The following is a 17,620-nucleotide window of genomic DNA, read 5'->3' on the forward strand; positions in this document are numbered from 1 at the left end:
ACCGTACCCTATGCTGTCGATTCTGGGATTTGCCACCATTGGCCTGTTCCTCGCCCTGATTATCACCAAGCGGCTGTCGGTCATTACGGCGCTGGTGCTGGTACCCCTGGTAATGGGTCTGCTGGCCGGATTTACCCCTAAAGAACTGGGCGAAATGATTCTGGCGGGAATCAAGCAGGTAGCCCCAACGGGCATCCTGCTCATGTTTGCCGTCCTGTATTTCGCCACTATGCTCGACGCTGGTCTGTTCGACCCCATCGTCGTCGGTATCATCCGATACGTCAAGGGGGATCCGCTGAAAGTGATTATGGGTACCGCTATTCTGACCATGATCGTGCACCTCGACGGCGACGGTACCGCTACGTTCATGATCGTGATGTCGGCCTTTCTGCCCATCTACCGACAACTGAACATCAACCGGTTGATCCTGCCGGGTATCGTCGCGCTCAGCGTTGGTCCGCTGCACCTCGTTCCCTGGTCGGGTACGTCGGCGCGGGCGATTTCGACGCTAAAGACCGACGCGACGCAGTTGTTCAACCCCAACATTCCGGCTATTCTGGCGGGTATTGCCTGGGTGCTGTTCGTGGCCTACTGGTTTGGTCGGCAGGAGCGGAAACGGCTGGGTATTGTCGACCTGAATTACGCCCACCACGACAGCCTGACCGAGCAGCAACAAGCGTTACGTCGTCCCAAACTATTCTGGATCAACGCCGTGCTAACCATCGGCCTGATTGTTACGTTGATGAAAGGCTGGGTACCGGCTTCGGCGCTATTCATCGTAGCGGCTGTGATTGCCCTGCTGGTTAACTATCCGAAGCTGCCCGATCAGCAGAAAGTCCTGCGGGGGCACGGCAACAATATTTTCCTGGTGTCGAGCATGATTTTTGCCGCCGGGGTTTTCTCGGGTATCCTGACCGGCTCGAAGATGATCGACGCGATGGCAACGTCGCTGGTGTCGCTCATTCCCGAACAGCACGCAGCCTGGTTGCCTACGCTCACGGCCGTTACGAGTATGCCCGCGAGTCTGCTGTTTACGCCCGATGCGTATTACTTTGGCGTCGTACCGATCCTGAGTCAGACGGCTACGCAATTTGGGATCGATCCGCTGGAGATTGGTCGGGCTGCGCTCCTGGGGCAGATGACAGTTGGCTTTCCGGTCAGTCCGCTAACAGCCTCAACCTTTCTGCTAGTGGGCCTGGCGGAAGTGGACCTGGGCGATCACCAGCGATTTATTCTCAAATGGGCGTTTGGCACAACGCTGGTCATGACGCTGGCGGCTCTGCTGACTGGCTCCATTCATTTATAAACTCTCCCGGTTCATCGAGTAAAGCGGTGACCGTTACCAACTATGAAAGAAACGATTCGCATTGGTTGCGGAGCTGGTTTTTCCGGCGACCGGCTTGAACCGGCGGTTATTCTGGCGCAACGGGGCCAACTGGATTATCTGGTGCTGGAGTGTTTAGCCGAACGCACAATTGCTCTGGCCCAGAAACGGAAGCGCCAGAATCCGGCACTAGGGTATGATCCACTGCTCGAACGCCGGATTGACCTGTTACTCCCCCATCTGATTGCGAATAACGTTCGCCTGATCACGAACATGGGAGCCGCGAATCCGCTGGCGGCTGGTCAGAAAATAATCGAGATTGCTCAGCGACTGACTATTCCGGTCACCGTAGCCGTTGTGACGGGCGACGATGTGTTTGCGCAGCTTACAGGCAACGAGTCCGCGCTGGAAACGGGGAACCCATTGTCAGCGTCTGGTATGCTGATTTCAGCCAATGCGTATTTAGGTACCGATGCTATACTCCCCGCTTTGGCTACGGGCGCAAACATCGTGATTACCGGCCGCGTAGCCGATCCATCGCTGTTCGTGGCTCCACTCGTGCATGAATTTGGCTGGTCGCTGGACGACGCTGACTTGATCGGCCAGGGAACGGTTATCGGGCATTTGCTGGAGTGTGCCGGTCAGCTCACGGGCGGCTACTTCGCTGACCCCGCCGGTCCGAAAGCGATCCCGGACATGGCGCATCTGGGGCATCCTTTCGCTGACGTTTCGGCAAACGGGCGGGCCGTATTCGGCAAAGTAGCAGGCACGGGTGGCCGTCTGAGCGTAGCAACGGCCAAAGAGCAGTTGTTGTACGAAGTCATGGACCCGAGCCGCTATATCACCCCCGACGTAGTGGCCGATTTTACGCAGGTATCGCTGGAAGAAGTTGGTCCAGATCAGGTTCAGGCGACCGGCGGACGGGGCACTACCCGACCCAATACGTTGAAAGTGAGTGTCGGTTACGACGGTGGTTATATTGGCGAGGGCGAAATTTCGTACGCGGGGGCAAACGCCCTGGACCGGGCTCAACTGGCCGGAACCATCATCCAGGAACGGCTGCAGGATCGATTCAGCGACTTACGTATCGATTACATTGGTAGTACGTCCGTCCACCGAACTAATTTTGGGCACAATCCAGCCCCGTATGAAATCCGGTTACGGGTTGCGGGTCGCACTACGCCGGCACAACTGGCGGCCCTCGTTGGTGAAGAGGTAGAAGCGCTCTACACGAATGGTCCAGCCGGTGGTGGAGGTGCCCGAAAATACGTCCACGAAGTTGTCGGAATTGTTTCGACGCTTATTGATCGCCATCAACTAACTCCCCACGTTACGGTCTTACAATCATGACAATCAAGCTATATGATATTGCTCACAGCCGGGCAGGGGACAAGGGCAATACGCTGACGCTTTCCCTGATTCCGTATAACGCGGACGATTACGAACTGCTCAAAATGCAGGTTACAGCTGAAGTGGTTAAACAACACCTCAGCGCCATTGTGGCGGGCGAGATTACGCGGTATGAACTACCTAACCTGCCTGCGCTCCAGTTTGTGTGCCAGCAGGCGCTCACTGGTGGCGTAACGACGTCATTAACAATGGATACGCACGGCAAGAGTTTGAGCTATGCGTTGCTGGAAATGCAATTAACCGTTTGAATTTTCTATGTTTCTTAACCAACCTGTTTCTATGAAAACACTTGCTGCCCTTACGGCTGGGCTGTTTCTATCGGTTGCCGCCCTGGCCCAGACCGAACCGCCCCGCCGACCATTACCCATCATCGACGTGCACGTCCACGCCATGAAGGTGAATCCTGGCTTTGCCATCGAAATGTGTCCCTGGTTTCTGAAAGACATGCCCGGCGGAGACCCGAATCAACAGATGCGCGCCTTCCTGAATGCTACCTGCGTCGACCCACTGCAACCAGCCAAGTCCGACAAGGAAATGCAGGAGGCCGTACTGGCCACCATGGAGCGGTTGAACATGACCATTGTGGCTTACGGCGACCCAACGATTCTGCGGCAGTGGAAGAAGGCGGCCCCGGATCGCGTTATTCCCGGCATTGGCGTCAGTTCCCCGAACGAAATGAGCGTACAGGCTTTCACCGATTCACTGTCGTCCGGTTTCTACAAAGTGATGGGTGAAGTGGCTCCCCAGTATCAGGGCCTGTCTCCTAGCGATCCGTCGCTAGATGGCTATTTTGCCGCGGCTGAGAAGCTGAATATTCCAGTGGGCATTCACATGGGAACGGGCGGAAACGGCATGGCAAACCTCACCCAGGCTAAGTACCGGGCGTCGCTGGGGCGGCCGTTTCTGCTGGAGGATTTATTAGCCAAGCATCCCAAGCTAAAGATCTGGGTGATGCACGCAGGCTACCCCATGGCCGACGAAATGATTGCTCTGATGGGTGCCAATGCCTATGTCTACGTTGATCTGGCGGGCTTCATCTGGAGCTATCCCCAGGTCGAAATTCACGCCTATCTCAAACGGCTGGTACAAGCTGGTTTCGGCAAACGTATTCTATACGGAACTGACTTTATGGTCTGGCCCAAACTGTTTGAAACGTCGATCAGCATCATCGAAAACGCCGATTATCTGTCGTTTGAACAGAAACGGGATATCATGTTCAACAACGCCGTCCGCTTCTTCCGGCTGGATGCCAGCAAGTTCAAGTAGGGAGCAGAAAAGCTATCTTCTAAAATACAACCGGAAGATATCATTGAAATCGTACGCAGATGCGTACAAAATACAGACGTAACATCCAGCCACTAAAAAACCACATGAGAAAGTTCGAACACCGTATTCTGCACGTAACGCCAGATAGTTTCTGGAGCATCAAGATTGACGCCCAGGAATTAACCGATACACTTAATGAATTAGGGCGCCAAGGGTGGGAAGTCGTGTCGGCAGTCGATACCGACATTTCCGGGACTGGTGTGAAAGCATTGATGTTTGTCTTGAAACGCGAATTGCCGTAGCGAGTGGTCTCTGCAGGCTTCGCCTGTAAGAAGCGGCAACTCGTATAGAATCAATCGATTGCGAAACTGTTGTAAATTTTCTGACTACTGCATACCCGTTGACCCAGTGGATTCAGCTATTTTTATCAACGTGAATCCAGCTAATCACCCGGAGTAGCGGTCATCTGAGCAATCAGAAAACCTGGCAGCATCCGGTTCAGACAACGGTACTACATGCAGTTCTCTCACCTCCACACCCAATACTCGCTGCTTGACGGGCAGGCCGACATTAAGAAGGTTAAAGGAGACAACATGCCCGCCGTCGCGATCACCGACCACGGTAAGGTATGTAGTGATTCGAGGATACTGTTACAGCTTTCTTCGAACGCACACCAAGCATTATTTTGACTCAAAAATTCAGATCTCAGATACACATGACTACCGCCCAGATCATCTACGAGCAGTATAAAGTGTTGCCTAAGCGCATTCGCCAGGAACTTAAACTGCTCATCAACAGCGAGGATGAAGCTGAAAAACCTTTCTCGTTGATGGAAGACATTGAGCAGGGACTGAATGAAGTAAAGTTGATTCGGAAAGGAAAACTGCCCCGTCGCACGTTTGCCGATCTCAAGCGGGAAATGAACGATGCCAAATGATGTAATACTGACTCCTCGTTTTGAAAGACGATATAAACGATTCAGCAAAAAATTTGCTTCGTTGGAAGGTGAATTGGACGAACTTATTACCGACCTGACAAAGTCACCAACCATGGGACAACCGCTTGGATCGGGGCTGTATAAAATTCGCCTGGCGGTGAAAAGTAAAGGAAAAGGAAAAAGTGGTGGTTTTCGGATTATAAGTTATCTGCTCACAGAATACGAAGACCGCACAGACATTTATCTACTTACCATCTACGACAAATCCGAAGACAGCAGCATCAACAAAGATACGTTGCTAACTATGATCGCTGATCTGTCAGAATAGCTTGAGAATCCTATGCAGTTTTCCCACCTCCACACCCACACCCAATACTCGCTGCTCGATGGGCAGGCCGACATCAAGAAGCTGATTAAAAAGGCTAAAGGCGACAACATGCCCGCCGTCGCGATCACCGATCACGGCAATATGTTCGGGGTGTTCGAGTTCGTGGCCGAAGCCAGTAAGCAGGGTATCAAGCCTATCGTCGGATGTGAGTTTTATGTCGTGGACGACCATACGCGTAAGCAGTTCACGAAGGAACAGAAAGATATTCGTTATCACCAGCTGCTACTGGCGAAGAACCCGCAGGGGTACAAAAACCTGGCGAAACTTTGCTCGCTGGGGTACATGGAGGGGCTGTATGGCAAGTATCCGCGCGTCACGAAAGCACTCATTGATCAATACAAGGAGGGACTGATTGCGACGACCTGCTGCATTGGGGCTATTGTGCCGAAAACGATCCTGAAAAAGGGCGAGGAAGCTGCCGAAATTGAGTTCAAGTGGTGGCTCGACCGCTTCGGCGAGGATTATTATGTCGAGTTGCAGCGGCACGAAATTCCTGACCAGATCAAGGCCAACGAGGTGCTGGTTAAGTTTGCCCGGAAATACAACGTCAAAATCATCGCGTCGAACGATTCGCACTATGTTGACCGCGACGACTGGGTAGCGCACGACATTCTTCTGTGCGTCAACACGGGCGAAAAGCAGAGCACCCCGTCGATGAAGGAGTTCAGTGACGACGAAGCGATGCCCAAAAACACGCGCTTTGCCTTCTTCTCCGATCAGTTCTACTTTAAGAACACGCAGGAGATGACGACGCTGTTTCACGACCTGCCCGAAGCGATCGACAACACTAATGAGATCGTCAGTAAGGTCGAGACGCTGAAGCTGAAACGCGACATCCTGCTGCCCAACTTCCCGATTCCGAGCGAGTTTAAACTGCATACCGACGACGTAGCGAACCAATGGGAGTTTCTGAAGCACCTGACCTACGAAGGGGCGCGAAAACGGTATGGCGAAATTGAAAGTCATGTGCAGGAACGGCTTGACTTCGAGCTGTTTACTATCAAAACGATGGGCTTCGCCGGGTACTTCCTGATCGTTGCCGACTTCATTCAGGCCGGGCGCGATCTGGGCGTGATGGTCGGGCCGGGCCGGGGATCGGCAGCTGGCTCGGCGGTGGCTTACTGCATCGGCATTACCAACATCGACCCTATCAAATACGACCTGCTGTTCGAGCGGTTCCTCAACCCCGACCGGAAGTCGATGCCCGATATCGATACGGACTTCGACGACGAAGGCCGGCAGCGGGTAATTGATTATGTCGTACAGAAGTACGGCAAGCAGCAGGTAGCCGCTATCGTAACCTACGGTACGATGGCGGCTAAATCGGCGATCAAAGACGTATCGCGGGTGATGGATTTACCCCTGTCCGACGCCAACGCCCTCGCCAAGCTGGTGCCTGACAAGCCGACGTACAACATGACGCTGCGCCGGATTTTCGAAGATCCCATCGAAGGACCGGGCGGGCTGGCGAATCAGATTCAACCGGAGGAAGTCGAGAACGTCCGGCGGATGCGGGCGCTCGAATCGGGCGACCAAAGCGTGGGGCGGACGATGAAACTCATCGATACCGAGAAAGTACAGAACGTGCTGCAACAGGCGCGTCGGCTGGAGGGTACGGTGCGGAACACGGGCGTTCACGCGGCCGGAATCATCATCGCCCCCGACGATCTGAGCAACATCGTCCCCGTTTCGACCTCGAAAGATACCAACCTCATCATTACCCAGTATGAGGGGAAGGTAATTGAGGACGCCGGGGTTATCAAGATGGACTTTCTGGGGTTGCGCAACCTCACGATCATCAAGGAGTGTCTGCGGCTCATCAAGCAAAACCACGGTGGCCTGATTATTAACGGCGTCGAAACCGATATTGATGACATTCCGCTCGACGATCCGAAAGCGTACGAACTGTTTCAGCGCGGGGAAACCAACGCTATTTTCCAGTTCGAATCCGACGGCATGAAGAAGTACATGAAGGACCTCAAGCCCGACCGTTTCGAGGACCTCATTGCGATGAACGCCCTCTACCGTCCGGGCCCGATTCAGTACATCCCGACCTTTATTAACCGGAAACACGGCCGCGAGGAAGTCAAATACGACCTGCCCGAGATGGAGGAGTATCTGGCTGACACCTACGGCATTACGGTCTACCAGGAGCAGCTGATGCTGCTGTCGCAGAAACTTGGCAACTTCACCAAGGGTGACGCCGACGTCTTGCGGAAGGCGATGGGTAAGAAGCAGAAGGACGTGCTCGACAAGATGAAGGGCAAGTTCATGGACGGCTGCGCGGCCAACAAACTGAACCTGAAAGTCTGCGAAAAAGTCTGGACCGACTGGGAAGCCTTCGCGTCGTACGCCTTCAACAAGTCGCACTCGACCTGCTACGCCTTCGTCGCCTACCAGACGGCGTATCTCAAAACCTATTACAAGTCGGAATACATGGCGGCCGTATTGACGAGCTGTCTGGGTAACATCGAAAAAATCACGTTCTTCCTCGAAGAATGTAAGAACATTGGCATTCCCGTACTCGGCCCCGACGTCAACGAATCGGAACGGGTATTTGGCGTGAACAAAAAGGGTGAAATCCGCTTCGGACTGGCCGGTATAAAAGGGGCGGGCGATGCGGCTGTGGAAGCCATCATCGAAGAACGCGCGGCTGGGGGCGACTACAAAGACGTGTTCGATTTCATTATCCGGGTCAACCTGCGGACGGTGAACAAGAAAACGCTCGAATCGCTGGCGTATGCCGGGGCTTTCGACGCGCTGGAGCCTGATTATCACCGGGCGCAGTATTTCGACTTACCACCGACCGAGACCAGTCCATTCCTGGAAAAAATCATCCGCTACGGTAACAACTACCACGCCGAGAAAGCAGCCGCGCAGCAGTCGCTGTTTGGTGCCATGATGGGTGGGGAACCTATGCTGGCTCGTCCCAAGCCCCCCACGGTGCCGGGCTGGAATCAGATCGAAAAGCTCAAATTCGAGAAAGAAGTCGTCGGCTTTTACATCACCGGCCACCCGCTCGATGAGTTCCGGCTCGAAATGGAAGGCTTCTGTAACTGCACCCTCGATAAACTCTACGAAACCAAAACGCCCGAAATCAAAGTTGCCGGTATTGTCTCGTCGATGCAGGTTCGCATGACCAAGACGGGTAACCCGTTTTGTCTGTTCAAGCTGGAAGATTACAACACATCCATCGAACTGGCGCTGTTTGGCGACGATTACGTGCGGCTGGGTCAGTACGTCGACGTGGGTCGCTTCCTGCACATTACCGGCAAAACGCAGAACAAGTGGAACTCCGACCAGTTGGAGTTCAAACCCGCATCGATCCGGCTGCTCAACGAGATGCGGGAGAAGATGTGCAAGGAACTGCGCGTGTCGCTCACGCTGGACGTGTTGAATGCACAGCTGATCAGCCAGATCAACGAACTGATGAACGCCCACCCCGGCACCTGCAACCTGTCATTGAACGTAGTAGACCCCGACGAGCGGCTGGAAATCAGCCTGCAATCGCGCACGCTGAAAGTATCACCTGCCAACTCCCTGCTCAATGCACTGGACAGCCTGGCCGGAGTGAGCTATAAAGTGGCGTAGATAGATGGATTGCGAGAAAATAACGTATCGACTTCACGCTGTAGAACAGATGTTTAAACGAGCTATATCGCCGTATGAAGTCGAGCAGGTGATTGCGGAGGGAGAAGAGGTAGCTGCTTATCCAACCGATAAGCCCTATCCAAGTTCATTGCGTCTTTACGTAGTAAATGGTCGGCCGATTCACGTGGTGGTCGCCAGAAACGAAAGCGGAATTTGTTTTGTTGTAACGGCTTACGAACCAAGCGTATTCATGTGGAATGCTGACTTTAAAACAAAGAAGAAATGACTTGTCTGATCTGTAAAGTCGGAGAACCAGAAGCAGGATTTACAACGATTACCTTGGAGCGGGATGGCTCCATCATTGTGTTTAAAGAAGTGCCAGCCCAGGTTTGCCCGAATTGTGGAGAAACCTACATCGATTCGGACGTAACCAGTCGTTTGCTTACTCAGGCACAGGATGCGGTTATGAAAGGAGCAGAACTGGAAGTAATTCGTTTACAAGCAGCTTAAATACACCATCGCGCACGCTGAAAGTACCACCTGCCAATACGTTGCTACGCGGGCTGGATAGTCTGGAAGGCGTCAGTTATAAGGTGGCGTAATCATCAAACGTACCAAAACAGCTTCGGGAAACTCATGATCTGAGTTTCCCGAAGCTGTTTTGGTATACTTTTCCTTCCCTCGGCCACGTAAACTTTATAGCCGACCAGGTTTCGTTGATGCTCAACGTTTTACTTTCAACCAGGCCATAATCGTACCCGATTTTTATGACAGCGGGTAGCGACAGATCAGTACTCATCTTGCCCCCTTTAGGCCAGGAGAGCCAAAGCGCACCAGTTTTGGCTAGACTATTCATCAGAGCTGAAAAGTGCTCGTGCATGTCGACCTGTTTTGTCACGAAAAGATGAATATACTCGAACTCGCCCTCCCGGCTCGTCTCCATAGCCAGGCTTGGTAGCTCGATAGCATCAACAGCATCACCGGGCGCATTAACCAGTAGAGTCCGCACCCCTGCCCTGATACCCATTTTCGCTGATACGGATTTTGTCATCGTATTTACTTTCCCATGACTGAACTAAAGTCGTTAACTCGCTAACAACGTACGCTGTTTTCGTTCGAATAATCCGTTAGCTACGACTTCATCCCGAATCACAAACAGCCGTTACGATGGTATGGCCTGAACCCCATCCGAAGTAGGGTTTATAGACATTGAGATAGTCGGTGATGCGGGTGCTATTCCGTTCGCAGTATCTTTTCCATTTTGCGGCCTTTCGCTAACTCATCGACTAGTTTGTCCAGATACCTCACCTGTCGTGTCAATGGGTTTTCGATATCTTCCAACCTATACCCACATATTACACCACTAATGAGGTGTGTGTTGGGGTTCAATGTAGCCTGTTGAAAGAACGTTTTGAACGTAACTTGTTCATCAATCAGTGCCTGCTGCTTTTTTTCATCGAAACCAGTTAACCATTCGATGACCTGCTGCAATTCTTCTTTCGTTCTACCTTTCTTTTCTACTTTTGAGAGATAGGCGGGATATACTGAGGAGAATTTCAGCATTGCCATACGTTCGTTATGCTTATCTGAATCGTTCATATCTATAAAGTAATCTGGATATCAACCTCGGTATTTTTCGTACTACTTCAGTCTCTGCAGTGTAAGCAAAAAGCCGCTACCAATATAGGCAGCGGCTTCTCAAGTATTACCATTATAAAACCTGATTAGTCTTTCTTGTACTGCTGAATGATTTTGTACAGCGCTTTCTGCTTTTCCAGTTCGGGAAAGAACTCGAACAGCTGAACGTGCGCGTCGTAGTCGAGCATCAGGGCTGCTTCCAGTTGAATCAGCGACTGGCGATACTGCCCGGCGTGAATCAGGTAAATCGCCGAGCGGTAGTACAGGTCCGCTTCTTTCGGCATGTCCTCCAGACCCATCTGAATCACGTCATTGGCCCGCGCGTAGTCCCCCTGATCGAAGGCTACCAGCGACCAGGTTAAATACACATCAGGATTGTGACTGTCTACTTCGGCTGCCTTTTCAAACGCTTCCAGACTGGCCAGTACGTTCCCGATTTTGTATTCCGTTTCGGCTAAAGCCAGATAGTACTCCCCATTCTGGTCGTTCAGCTTGATGGCCTTCTGCAGAAATGGCAGAGCCTCATACCATTTACCCGCTGTGCTCATACACACCCCAATACCGTACCACGCTTCGTCCCACATAGTATCCAGCCGGATCGCTTCGCGGTATTCCTTGATCGCTTCGGTCATCTTATCCTGCTTCTCCAGACTAGCGCCCAGGTGACAATACGTATCGGCCGTGGCTTCTTCGTATTTCAGCGTCTCGCGGTAACAGGCTTCGGCTTTCTCGAACAGCCCCAGGTTCATATAGGTGTTACCCAGGTTGAAATGCGCCGACGCGAAATCTTCCTTGATGATAATGGCGTAGTCGTAGGCTTCGGCAGCTTCGGCGTAACGCGCCAGTTTGCTGTAAGCGATACCAATGTTATACCAGGCATTGTACGAATACGGCTCCTGATCGATCAGCTGCTGGTAATACGACAAACTGTTTTCCAGTTCACCCGTTACGTCCAGGCAGAACGCCAGCTCGTACAGCGCGTTCTCGTTATTAATGTTCAGCGCAATCGATTTTTTGTACTGCGTTATGGCCTCGTCATACTTACCCCAATTCTGATAACTCTGCCCCAGTTGAAACAGAATATCATCTTTTTCATCGGCCCGGTCGAGCAACTCCTCCAGTACCTGCACCGACTCTTCATAGCGTCCGGCCATACTCAGAACAGAGCCCTGCATAAAGGGTATGTCCAGATCACCGGGATTGAATAAATAGGCCTGTTCTAATAAATCCAGCGACTCATCGAAGCGTTGGTAATTAGCCAGGATTTGCGCTTTATCCAGCATCAGTTCCAGCGCATACGGAAAGTTTTCCAGACCGGCTTCACTTGCCTTTAAGGCTTTGTCCAGATCACCACGGTTGAGGTAATGCTCAACTAACTGTTCATAGACATCCAGGTCGAAAAACTGACTTTGCTGCTGGTCCAACATCTGTTCAAAACGCTGGATTGCCTCTTTATTATCGCCTTCACGTTCTTCGAACTCTTGCTCCATGCTGTTTCCTTTACGAAAAATGTAGGGCGGATAGGGGCCGCATCAACTGACGCGGTTTATCCTTCTTTGATAGAAATGTAAATCTAAAAAAACACAACTCCAACCCCTGATTCAACTTTTTATGCTCCTACTGGCGACTGATTAAAGGCGTCGGCGACCCGCTGCAGCGTCTCGCTCAACGGTCGGTATTGAAAACCAGGCAACTGCTCAATCCTGTGTCCATTGAACTGGTACAACGAGCTGGCCGACCGGGCCGTTTCGCGGGTAATCAGGGGCGCTTTCCCGGTTATCCAGGACCGTATTGCTTCCAGGGGCCACATCACCTGCGTGAGCAAGGGGGGTACCTGAATAGACGGCGGTCGCTTACCCAGTATGGTAGCTACCTGTTCTAACAAGGAACGATAGGGAATGGTGCCCCCGTTCAGGATATAGCGCTGTCCCGTAATGTCGCTTTGCATGAGCCCAAACAGGGCGTCGGTTACGTCAAGCACATCGACGTAGTTCATTAGCCCAGCGGGATAGAATGGCTTTTCGTCGTAGGCGTATTTAAGGAGTTGCAGGCTGCTGCGGGTCCAGTCGCCCGCACCCAGTACGATTGACGGATTGACCATGACGGCGTTCAGCCCCTCGGCAATACCCCGCCAGACTTCCAGTTCGGCCCGGTATTTGGTTTGCGCGTAGGCCGAATTATTGGGCGACTCCTCCCATTTCTGGTTTTCGTCAATGACAACGGGCGTTCCGTTCATTGGCTTCTCTCCTTTCGCCACCGGCCGCCCCAATGCCGCTACGGAACTCAGATAACCCAGTTTACGGACGCCTGTTTTCAGACATACGTTGACGATATTAGCCGTCCCTTCAACGTTAATCCGCTCCATCTGCCGACGGTCTTTCGGCACGAATGACACCATTGCCGCTGTATGAATCACATCCATGTCAGGCAAGATCGCCAGTTCGAGCGACGGGATGTCGAGCACATCACCTTCGTGCCAGGAGATCCGGTTGGCTACGTCGGAGAGCATCCCATAGCTACTCTCCGGCCGTTTCAGTGCACAAACCGTGTACCCTTCGGCCAGATAGCGCCGGGCAATATGCGAGCCAATGAATCCGGTCGCACCAGTAATGAAAACCGATTTAGGTAAGGATGAGGTCACTGTATATTCTTGATTTCGACCCAGTTCAGGAAATTATTCGTAGCGGGTGTGTTGTTCTCCATCATAACCTGACGCAGCTGTTTGTGTAAACATAACAACCTTCGGGTCTGAATTGCTAATTTTGCGTTCCAATTACCGGACCATGTCTTTAGAAAATCCCCAACGCTATACCGTTACGGCGGCACTCATCTACGCCAACGGACCGATTCATATCGGTCACCTGGCGGGTTGTTACCTGCCCGCCGATATTTACGTTCGCTACCTTCGCTCGACGGGTAAGGATGTTGCCTTCATCAGCGGGACCGATGAGCACGGCGTTCCTATCACGATCAAGGCCAAGAAGGAAGGCATTACGCCCCAGGAAGTTGTCGACAAATACTACACGCAGATCAAGCAGTCGTTCAGCGACTTTGGTATCTCGTTCGATATCTACTCCCGCACCTCCAACCCTATCCACCACGAAACATCGCAGGAGTTTTTTACTAAGATTTACGACCAGGGCGGCTTTATCGAAGAAGTGACCGAGCAGTATTACGACGAGGTGGCCAACCAATTCCTGGCCGACCGCTACATCGTTGGTACGTGCCCGGTTTGCGGGAACCCCAACGCCTACGGCGATCAGTGCGAACGCTGTGGTACGGCACTCAGCCCAACCGAGTTGATCGAACCGCACTCCACGCTGTCCGGCTCGAAACCTGTCATGCGATCGACCAAGAACTGGTTCCTGCCGCTCGACCGGATGCAACCCGAGATTGAACAATACGTCAACAGCCATACCGAGTGGAAAACCAACGTATTTGGGCAGTGCCAATCGTGGCTGAAAGAAGGGTTACGTCCCCGTGCCATGACCCGCGACCTTGACTGGGGCATCAAAGTACCCCTTCCCGACGCCGAAGGCAAAGTGCTGTACGTCTGGTTCGACGCGCCTATCGGCTATATTTCGATGACCAAGGAGTGGGCCGAGCAACAGGGCCGCGACTGGGAACTGTACTGGCGCGATGAGCAGACCAAGCTGGTGCACTTCATCGGCAAGGATAACATCGTTTTTCACTGCATCATTTTCCCAGCGATGCTGATGGCTGAAGGCAAAGGGTCTTCGTCCAAATATATTCTGGCCGATAACGTGCCCGCCAATGAGTTCATGAATTTGGAAGGCGATAAGATCAGTACGTCGCGGAACTGGGCGGTCTGGCTGCACGAGTACCTGGAGGAACTGCCCGGCAAAGAGGACGTCCTGCGTTACGTGCTGGCGGCCAACGCGCCCGAAACTAAAGACAGCGAGTTTACGTGGAAGGATTTCCAGACCCGTAACAACGCGGAACTGGTCGGCATATTCGGCAACTTCGTGAACCGGGCCGTAGTACTGACGCAGAAGTTTTGCGATGGTAAAGTGCCTGCTGCCGGTGAACATACGGATTACGACCTTCAGGTTATGGATGAACTGGCGCTCTTCCCCGACCGCATCGGGCAGGCCATCAGCCAGTATAAATTCCGGGAAGCACTGGGCCACCTGATGGATCTGGCTCGACTTGGCAATAAGTACCTAGCCGAAACAGAGCCCTGGAAAGTCGTCAAGACGGATCCATTACGTGCCAACACGATCTTGAATTTGGCGCTGCAGATTTCGGCAAACCTGAGCATTGTCTGCGAACCATTCCTGCCGTTCACGGCCGAAAAACTACGTAGTCAGCTTAACATTACCGACAACTTTACCTGGATCGACGCGGGCCGGGCCGATCTGCTGATCGAAGGGCACGAACTGGGCAAAGGAGAACTGCTGTTCGCTAAAATCGAAGACGACGAGATTAATAAGCAAATCCAGAAACTACTGGATGCCAAACGCATGAATGAACTAGCTACCAAGACCGTACCTGAGTTGCGGTCGGAAATTACGTACGACGACTTTGCAAAGATGGATATTCGGATTGGTACCATCGTCGAAGCCGAACGTGTTCCAAAAAGCGACAAGCTACTAAAACTGAAAGTTGACGACGGCATGGGTGGTCGGCAAATCCTGAGCGGTATTGCTAAGCACTTCGCGCCCGAAGAATTGATCAACAAGCAGGTGACGTTCCTGGCGAACCTGGCACCCCGTAAGATGATGGGCCACGAATCGCAGGGTATGATTCTAATGGCCGAAGACCGCGACGGCAAACTAGCACTCATCGCTCCCGGCGATGCTGTCTGGAACGGCGGCACGGTGTCGTAATCGACGAAATACTCATCATAGGTAATCCTGTAAGGGTTTGCTCTACCCCCCCCTGCCCCCTCCGCACCGGCGGCCCGGCTAAAACAGGAGGGGAACAAGCAGAAATGACCTTTTTAATCACCCCCTCCTGTTTTTAGGAGGGGGTAATTATTCCCCACTATACAGAACATATACCTGCTCAAGCTGTTCTCGTATTCTGGTGTAAGGTCTCCACGCTAATCCTACGTAACGACAACCCAAACAGCGGCCAAATCCTCGTTTCCTTCACCAACGTTACGTCGCGTATTCGCTCACAAAAGTGAACTGGTTTACGCGTCATCCTTCGTAGCACACAGCCCGATACTCGTTCTTATCGGCCGATTCTGCCCGCGCTGAAACGTTCGCCGGGAAAATCCTGTTACGTTTTCAGACTCGTCATTATTACATTTCCTCGTGAGCCAAGAACAAAAAAGCGACGGATCACCGTCCGGACGCATTTTCGACTGGGTAATCCTGCGTCGGCTGTATGATTTTATACAGCCTTACCAGGGCCGCTTTTACCTGCTGGTTAGCATCATTTTGTTGTCGGCCTGTCTGGCCCCCCTCTCTCCCCTGCTGATTCGCTATACCATCGACAACGTGATTGCCATGGGTGATTACACGCGGCTCACGCAGATGCTGATTATCATGATCAGCGTACTGGTCGTTCAGGCCATCGTTCAGTTTTCCAATACGTACCTGTCGGGCTGGCTGGGCCAGCACATCATCCGGGATATCCGGGTACAGCTCTACCGGAAAATCATCAACCTACGGCTAAAATTCTTTGACAACACACCGATTGGCCGACTCGTCACCCGTTCTATCTCCGATGTTGAAACCCTGGCCGATGTGTTCAGTGAAGGTATGGCCGCCATTGCAGGCGACATTCTGCAACTGGTTCTGATCATTGCGGTAATGTTCTATACCGACTGGCGTTTGTCGGCCATCAGTCTGTCGACGATTCCGCTGATGCTGTTCAGTACGTACGTGTTTAAGGAGAAGATCAAGCACTCCTTCAATGAAGTACGTACGGCCGTTGCCAACCTGAATTCGTTTGTTCAAGAGCACATTACGGGGATGAACATTGTCCAGATTTTTGGCAGCGAAAAAATCGAAGCCGAAAAGTTTCAATCGATCAACGACGAACATCGGCAGGCCAATATCCGGTCGATCTGGTACTACTCGATTTATTACCCCGTAGCGGATATTATCTCGGCGGTGGCCGTTGGACTGGTTGTCTGGTATGGCGCGCAGCAGGTTATTGACTCGGATGTAACCTTTGGTACCATCACCGCTTTTGTGATGTTCATCAACCTGTTTTTCCGCCCCATCCGGATGCTGGCTGACCGGTTCAATACGCTCCAGATGGGGATTGTGAGTACTGATCGTATTCTGAAACTGCTCGATAGCGATGAATACACTGTCAATAATGGCAGCTACGCGCCCGAAGCGATTCGGGGTGACGTAACCTTCGACCACGTCTGGTTCGCCTACAACGATGAAAATTACGTCCTGCGCGACATTTCATTTGACGTTAAAGCGGGCGAAACTGTCGCGTTTGTGGGTGCCACCGGTGCAGGGAAATCATCGATTATTAATCTGCTCAGCCGGTTTTACGACATCAACAGGGGGGAAATTAAGGTCGATGGTGTCGATGTTCATGACTACGAACTGGGGCATCTCCGCCGGAACATCGGCGTTGTTCTTCAGGACGTATTCCTCTTCTCGGATACCATCGAGAACAACATTACGCTGGGTGATCAAAGCATTACGCGAGAGAAAATTGTTGAAGCGGCCAAACTCGTGGGGGTACACGAGTTTATTGAGCGGCTTCCTGGCGGCTATAGCTACAACGTTATGGAACGGGGTGCCACCATTTCGGTGGGCCAGCGGCAGTTGATCTCATTCGTTCGAGCCATGGTACAGAACCCACGTATCATCGTCCTGGATGAAGCGACCTCGTCGGTCGACACCGAAACGGAGGAAATGATTCAGAACGCCATTAGCAAGCTAATGAAAGGACGTACTGCTGTTGTCATTGCTCACCGATTGTCAACGATTCAGAAAGCCGACAAAATCATCGTTGTTGACAAAGGACAGATTGTCGAACAGGGTAACCACGAAGAGCTCATTCAGCGCGAAGGCTTCTACGCTAATCTCTACCGGATGCAGTACAAGGAGGTTGTATAACGGAATTA

The 17,620-nt window shown here is 52.3% G+C and carries 16 protein-coding genes and 1 pseudogene; 13 read left to right on the plus strand and 4 right to left on the minus strand.

Annotated elements, in window-relative coordinates; all coding sequences use genetic code 11:
• The first annotated feature begins 10 nt into the window (after positions 1-10).
• From HU175_RS21200 to HU175_RS21250, 11 genes and pseudogenes are all read left to right on the plus strand, one after another.
• Positions 11-1,306 (plus strand): CitMHS family transporter, encoded by a 1,296-nt coding sequence (locus tag HU175_RS21200; protein WP_176568471.1) that lies wholly within the window; start codon positions 11-13, stop codon positions 1,304-1,306.
• A gap of 42 nt (positions 1,307-1,348) precedes the next feature.
• Entirely contained in the window at positions 1,349-2,674 is a 1,326-nt protein-coding gene (locus HU175_RS21205) for an acyclic terpene utilization AtuA family protein (RefSeq protein WP_176568472.1), read from the plus strand.
• The gene (locus HU175_RS21210; RefSeq protein ID WP_176568473.1) at positions 2,671-2,982 is read left to right on the plus strand and encodes a hypothetical protein; all 312 of its coding nucleotides are present in this window, start codon (positions 2,671-2,673) and stop codon (positions 2,980-2,982) included. Before HU175_RS21205 ends, HU175_RS21210 begins: the two co-directional genes overlap by 4 nt.
• A 31-nt stretch (positions 2,983-3,013) precedes the next feature.
• Positions 3,014-4,000: an amidohydrolase family protein gene (locus tag HU175_RS21215; RefSeq protein ID WP_176568474.1), complete on the plus strand. Its 987-nt coding sequence runs from the start codon at positions 3,014-3,016 to the stop codon at positions 3,998-4,000.
• A 104-nt stretch (positions 4,001-4,104) separates the two neighbouring features.
• Entirely contained in the window at positions 4,105-4,302 is a 198-nt protein-coding gene (locus HU175_RS21220; protein ID WP_176568475.1) for a DUF4177 domain-containing protein, read from the plus strand.
• 213 nt (positions 4,303-4,515) lie between these two features.
• Positions 4,516-4,629 (plus strand): annotated as a pseudogene (locus tag HU175_RS25150) (PHP domain-containing protein); the annotation flags it as partial.
• Positions 4,630-4,715: 86 nt separating this feature from the next.
• Entirely contained in the window at positions 4,716-4,937 is a 222-nt protein-coding gene (locus HU175_RS21230) for a hypothetical protein (RefSeq protein WP_176568477.1), read from the plus strand.
• Positions 4,927-5,265 (plus strand): type II toxin-antitoxin system RelE/ParE family toxin, encoded by a 339-nt coding sequence (locus HU175_RS21235; RefSeq protein WP_176568478.1) that lies wholly within the window; start codon positions 4,927-4,929, stop codon positions 5,263-5,265. The genes HU175_RS21230 and HU175_RS21235 overlap by 11 nt, the downstream gene beginning before the upstream one ends.
• Before the next feature lie 12 nt (positions 5,266-5,277).
• Positions 5,278-8,916 (plus strand): DNA polymerase III subunit alpha, encoded by a 3,639-nt coding sequence (gene dnaE / locus HU175_RS21240; protein WP_176568479.1) that lies wholly within the window; start codon positions 5,278-5,280, stop codon positions 8,914-8,916.
• Between the two features lie 49 nt (positions 8,917-8,965).
• Entirely contained in the window at positions 8,966-9,202 is a 237-nt protein-coding gene (locus HU175_RS21245) for a DUF4258 domain-containing protein (protein ID WP_176568480.1), read from the plus strand.
• Positions 9,199-9,426: a type II toxin-antitoxin system MqsA family antitoxin gene (locus HU175_RS21250; protein ID WP_176568481.1), complete on the plus strand. Its 228-nt coding sequence runs from the start codon at positions 9,199-9,201 to the stop codon at positions 9,424-9,426. The genes HU175_RS21245 and HU175_RS21250 overlap by 4 nt, the downstream gene beginning before the upstream one ends.
• Before the next feature lie 124 nt (positions 9,427-9,550).
• On the opposite strand, the gene HU175_RS21255 is transcribed toward HU175_RS21250, so the two are convergent.
• The 4 genes from HU175_RS21255 to HU175_RS21270 all read right to left on the minus strand — a co-directional run bounded on the left by HU175_RS21255 (position 9,551) and on the right by HU175_RS21270 (position 13,195).
• Positions 9,551-9,967 carry a hypothetical protein gene (locus tag HU175_RS21255; RefSeq protein ID WP_176568482.1) on the minus strand — a complete coding sequence of 139 codons (417 nt, stop codon included), beginning with the start codon at positions 9,965-9,967 and terminating at the stop codon, positions 9,551-9,553.
• Positions 9,968-10,149: 182 nt separating this feature from the next.
• Positions 10,150-10,515 (minus strand): DUF2200 domain-containing protein, encoded by a 366-nt coding sequence (locus tag HU175_RS21260; RefSeq protein WP_176568483.1) that lies wholly within the window; start codon positions 10,513-10,515, stop codon positions 10,150-10,152.
• A 125-nt stretch (positions 10,516-10,640) separates the two neighbouring features.
• Entirely contained in the window at positions 10,641-12,044 is a 1,404-nt protein-coding gene (locus tag HU175_RS21265; RefSeq protein WP_176568484.1) for a tetratricopeptide repeat protein, read from the minus strand.
• 119 nt (positions 12,045-12,163) lie between these two features.
• Positions 12,164-13,195, minus strand: a complete 1,032-nt coding sequence (locus HU175_RS21270; RefSeq protein WP_176568485.1) for an NAD-dependent epimerase/dehydratase family protein — start codon at positions 13,193-13,195, stop codon at positions 12,164-12,166.
• Between the two features lie 142 nt (positions 13,196-13,337).
• Between HU175_RS21270 and metG the strand changes: the two genes are divergently transcribed.
• Both metG and HU175_RS21280 read left to right on the plus strand, forming a co-directional pair.
• Entirely contained in the window at positions 13,338-15,404 is a 2,067-nt protein-coding gene (gene metG / locus HU175_RS21275) for a methionine--tRNA ligase (RefSeq protein ID WP_176568486.1), read from the plus strand.
• 432 nt (positions 15,405-15,836) lie between these two features.
• Complete coding sequence (locus tag HU175_RS21280; protein ID WP_176568487.1) at positions 15,837-17,612, plus strand: ABC transporter ATP-binding protein; 1,776 nt, start codon at positions 15,837-15,839, stop codon at positions 17,610-17,612.
• The last annotated feature ends 8 nt before the right edge of the window (positions 17,613-17,620 follow it).

This window comes from Spirosoma sp. KUDC1026 (genome assembly GCF_013375035.1).
GTDB lineage: Bacteria > Bacteroidota > Bacteroidia > Cytophagales > Spirosomataceae > Spirosoma.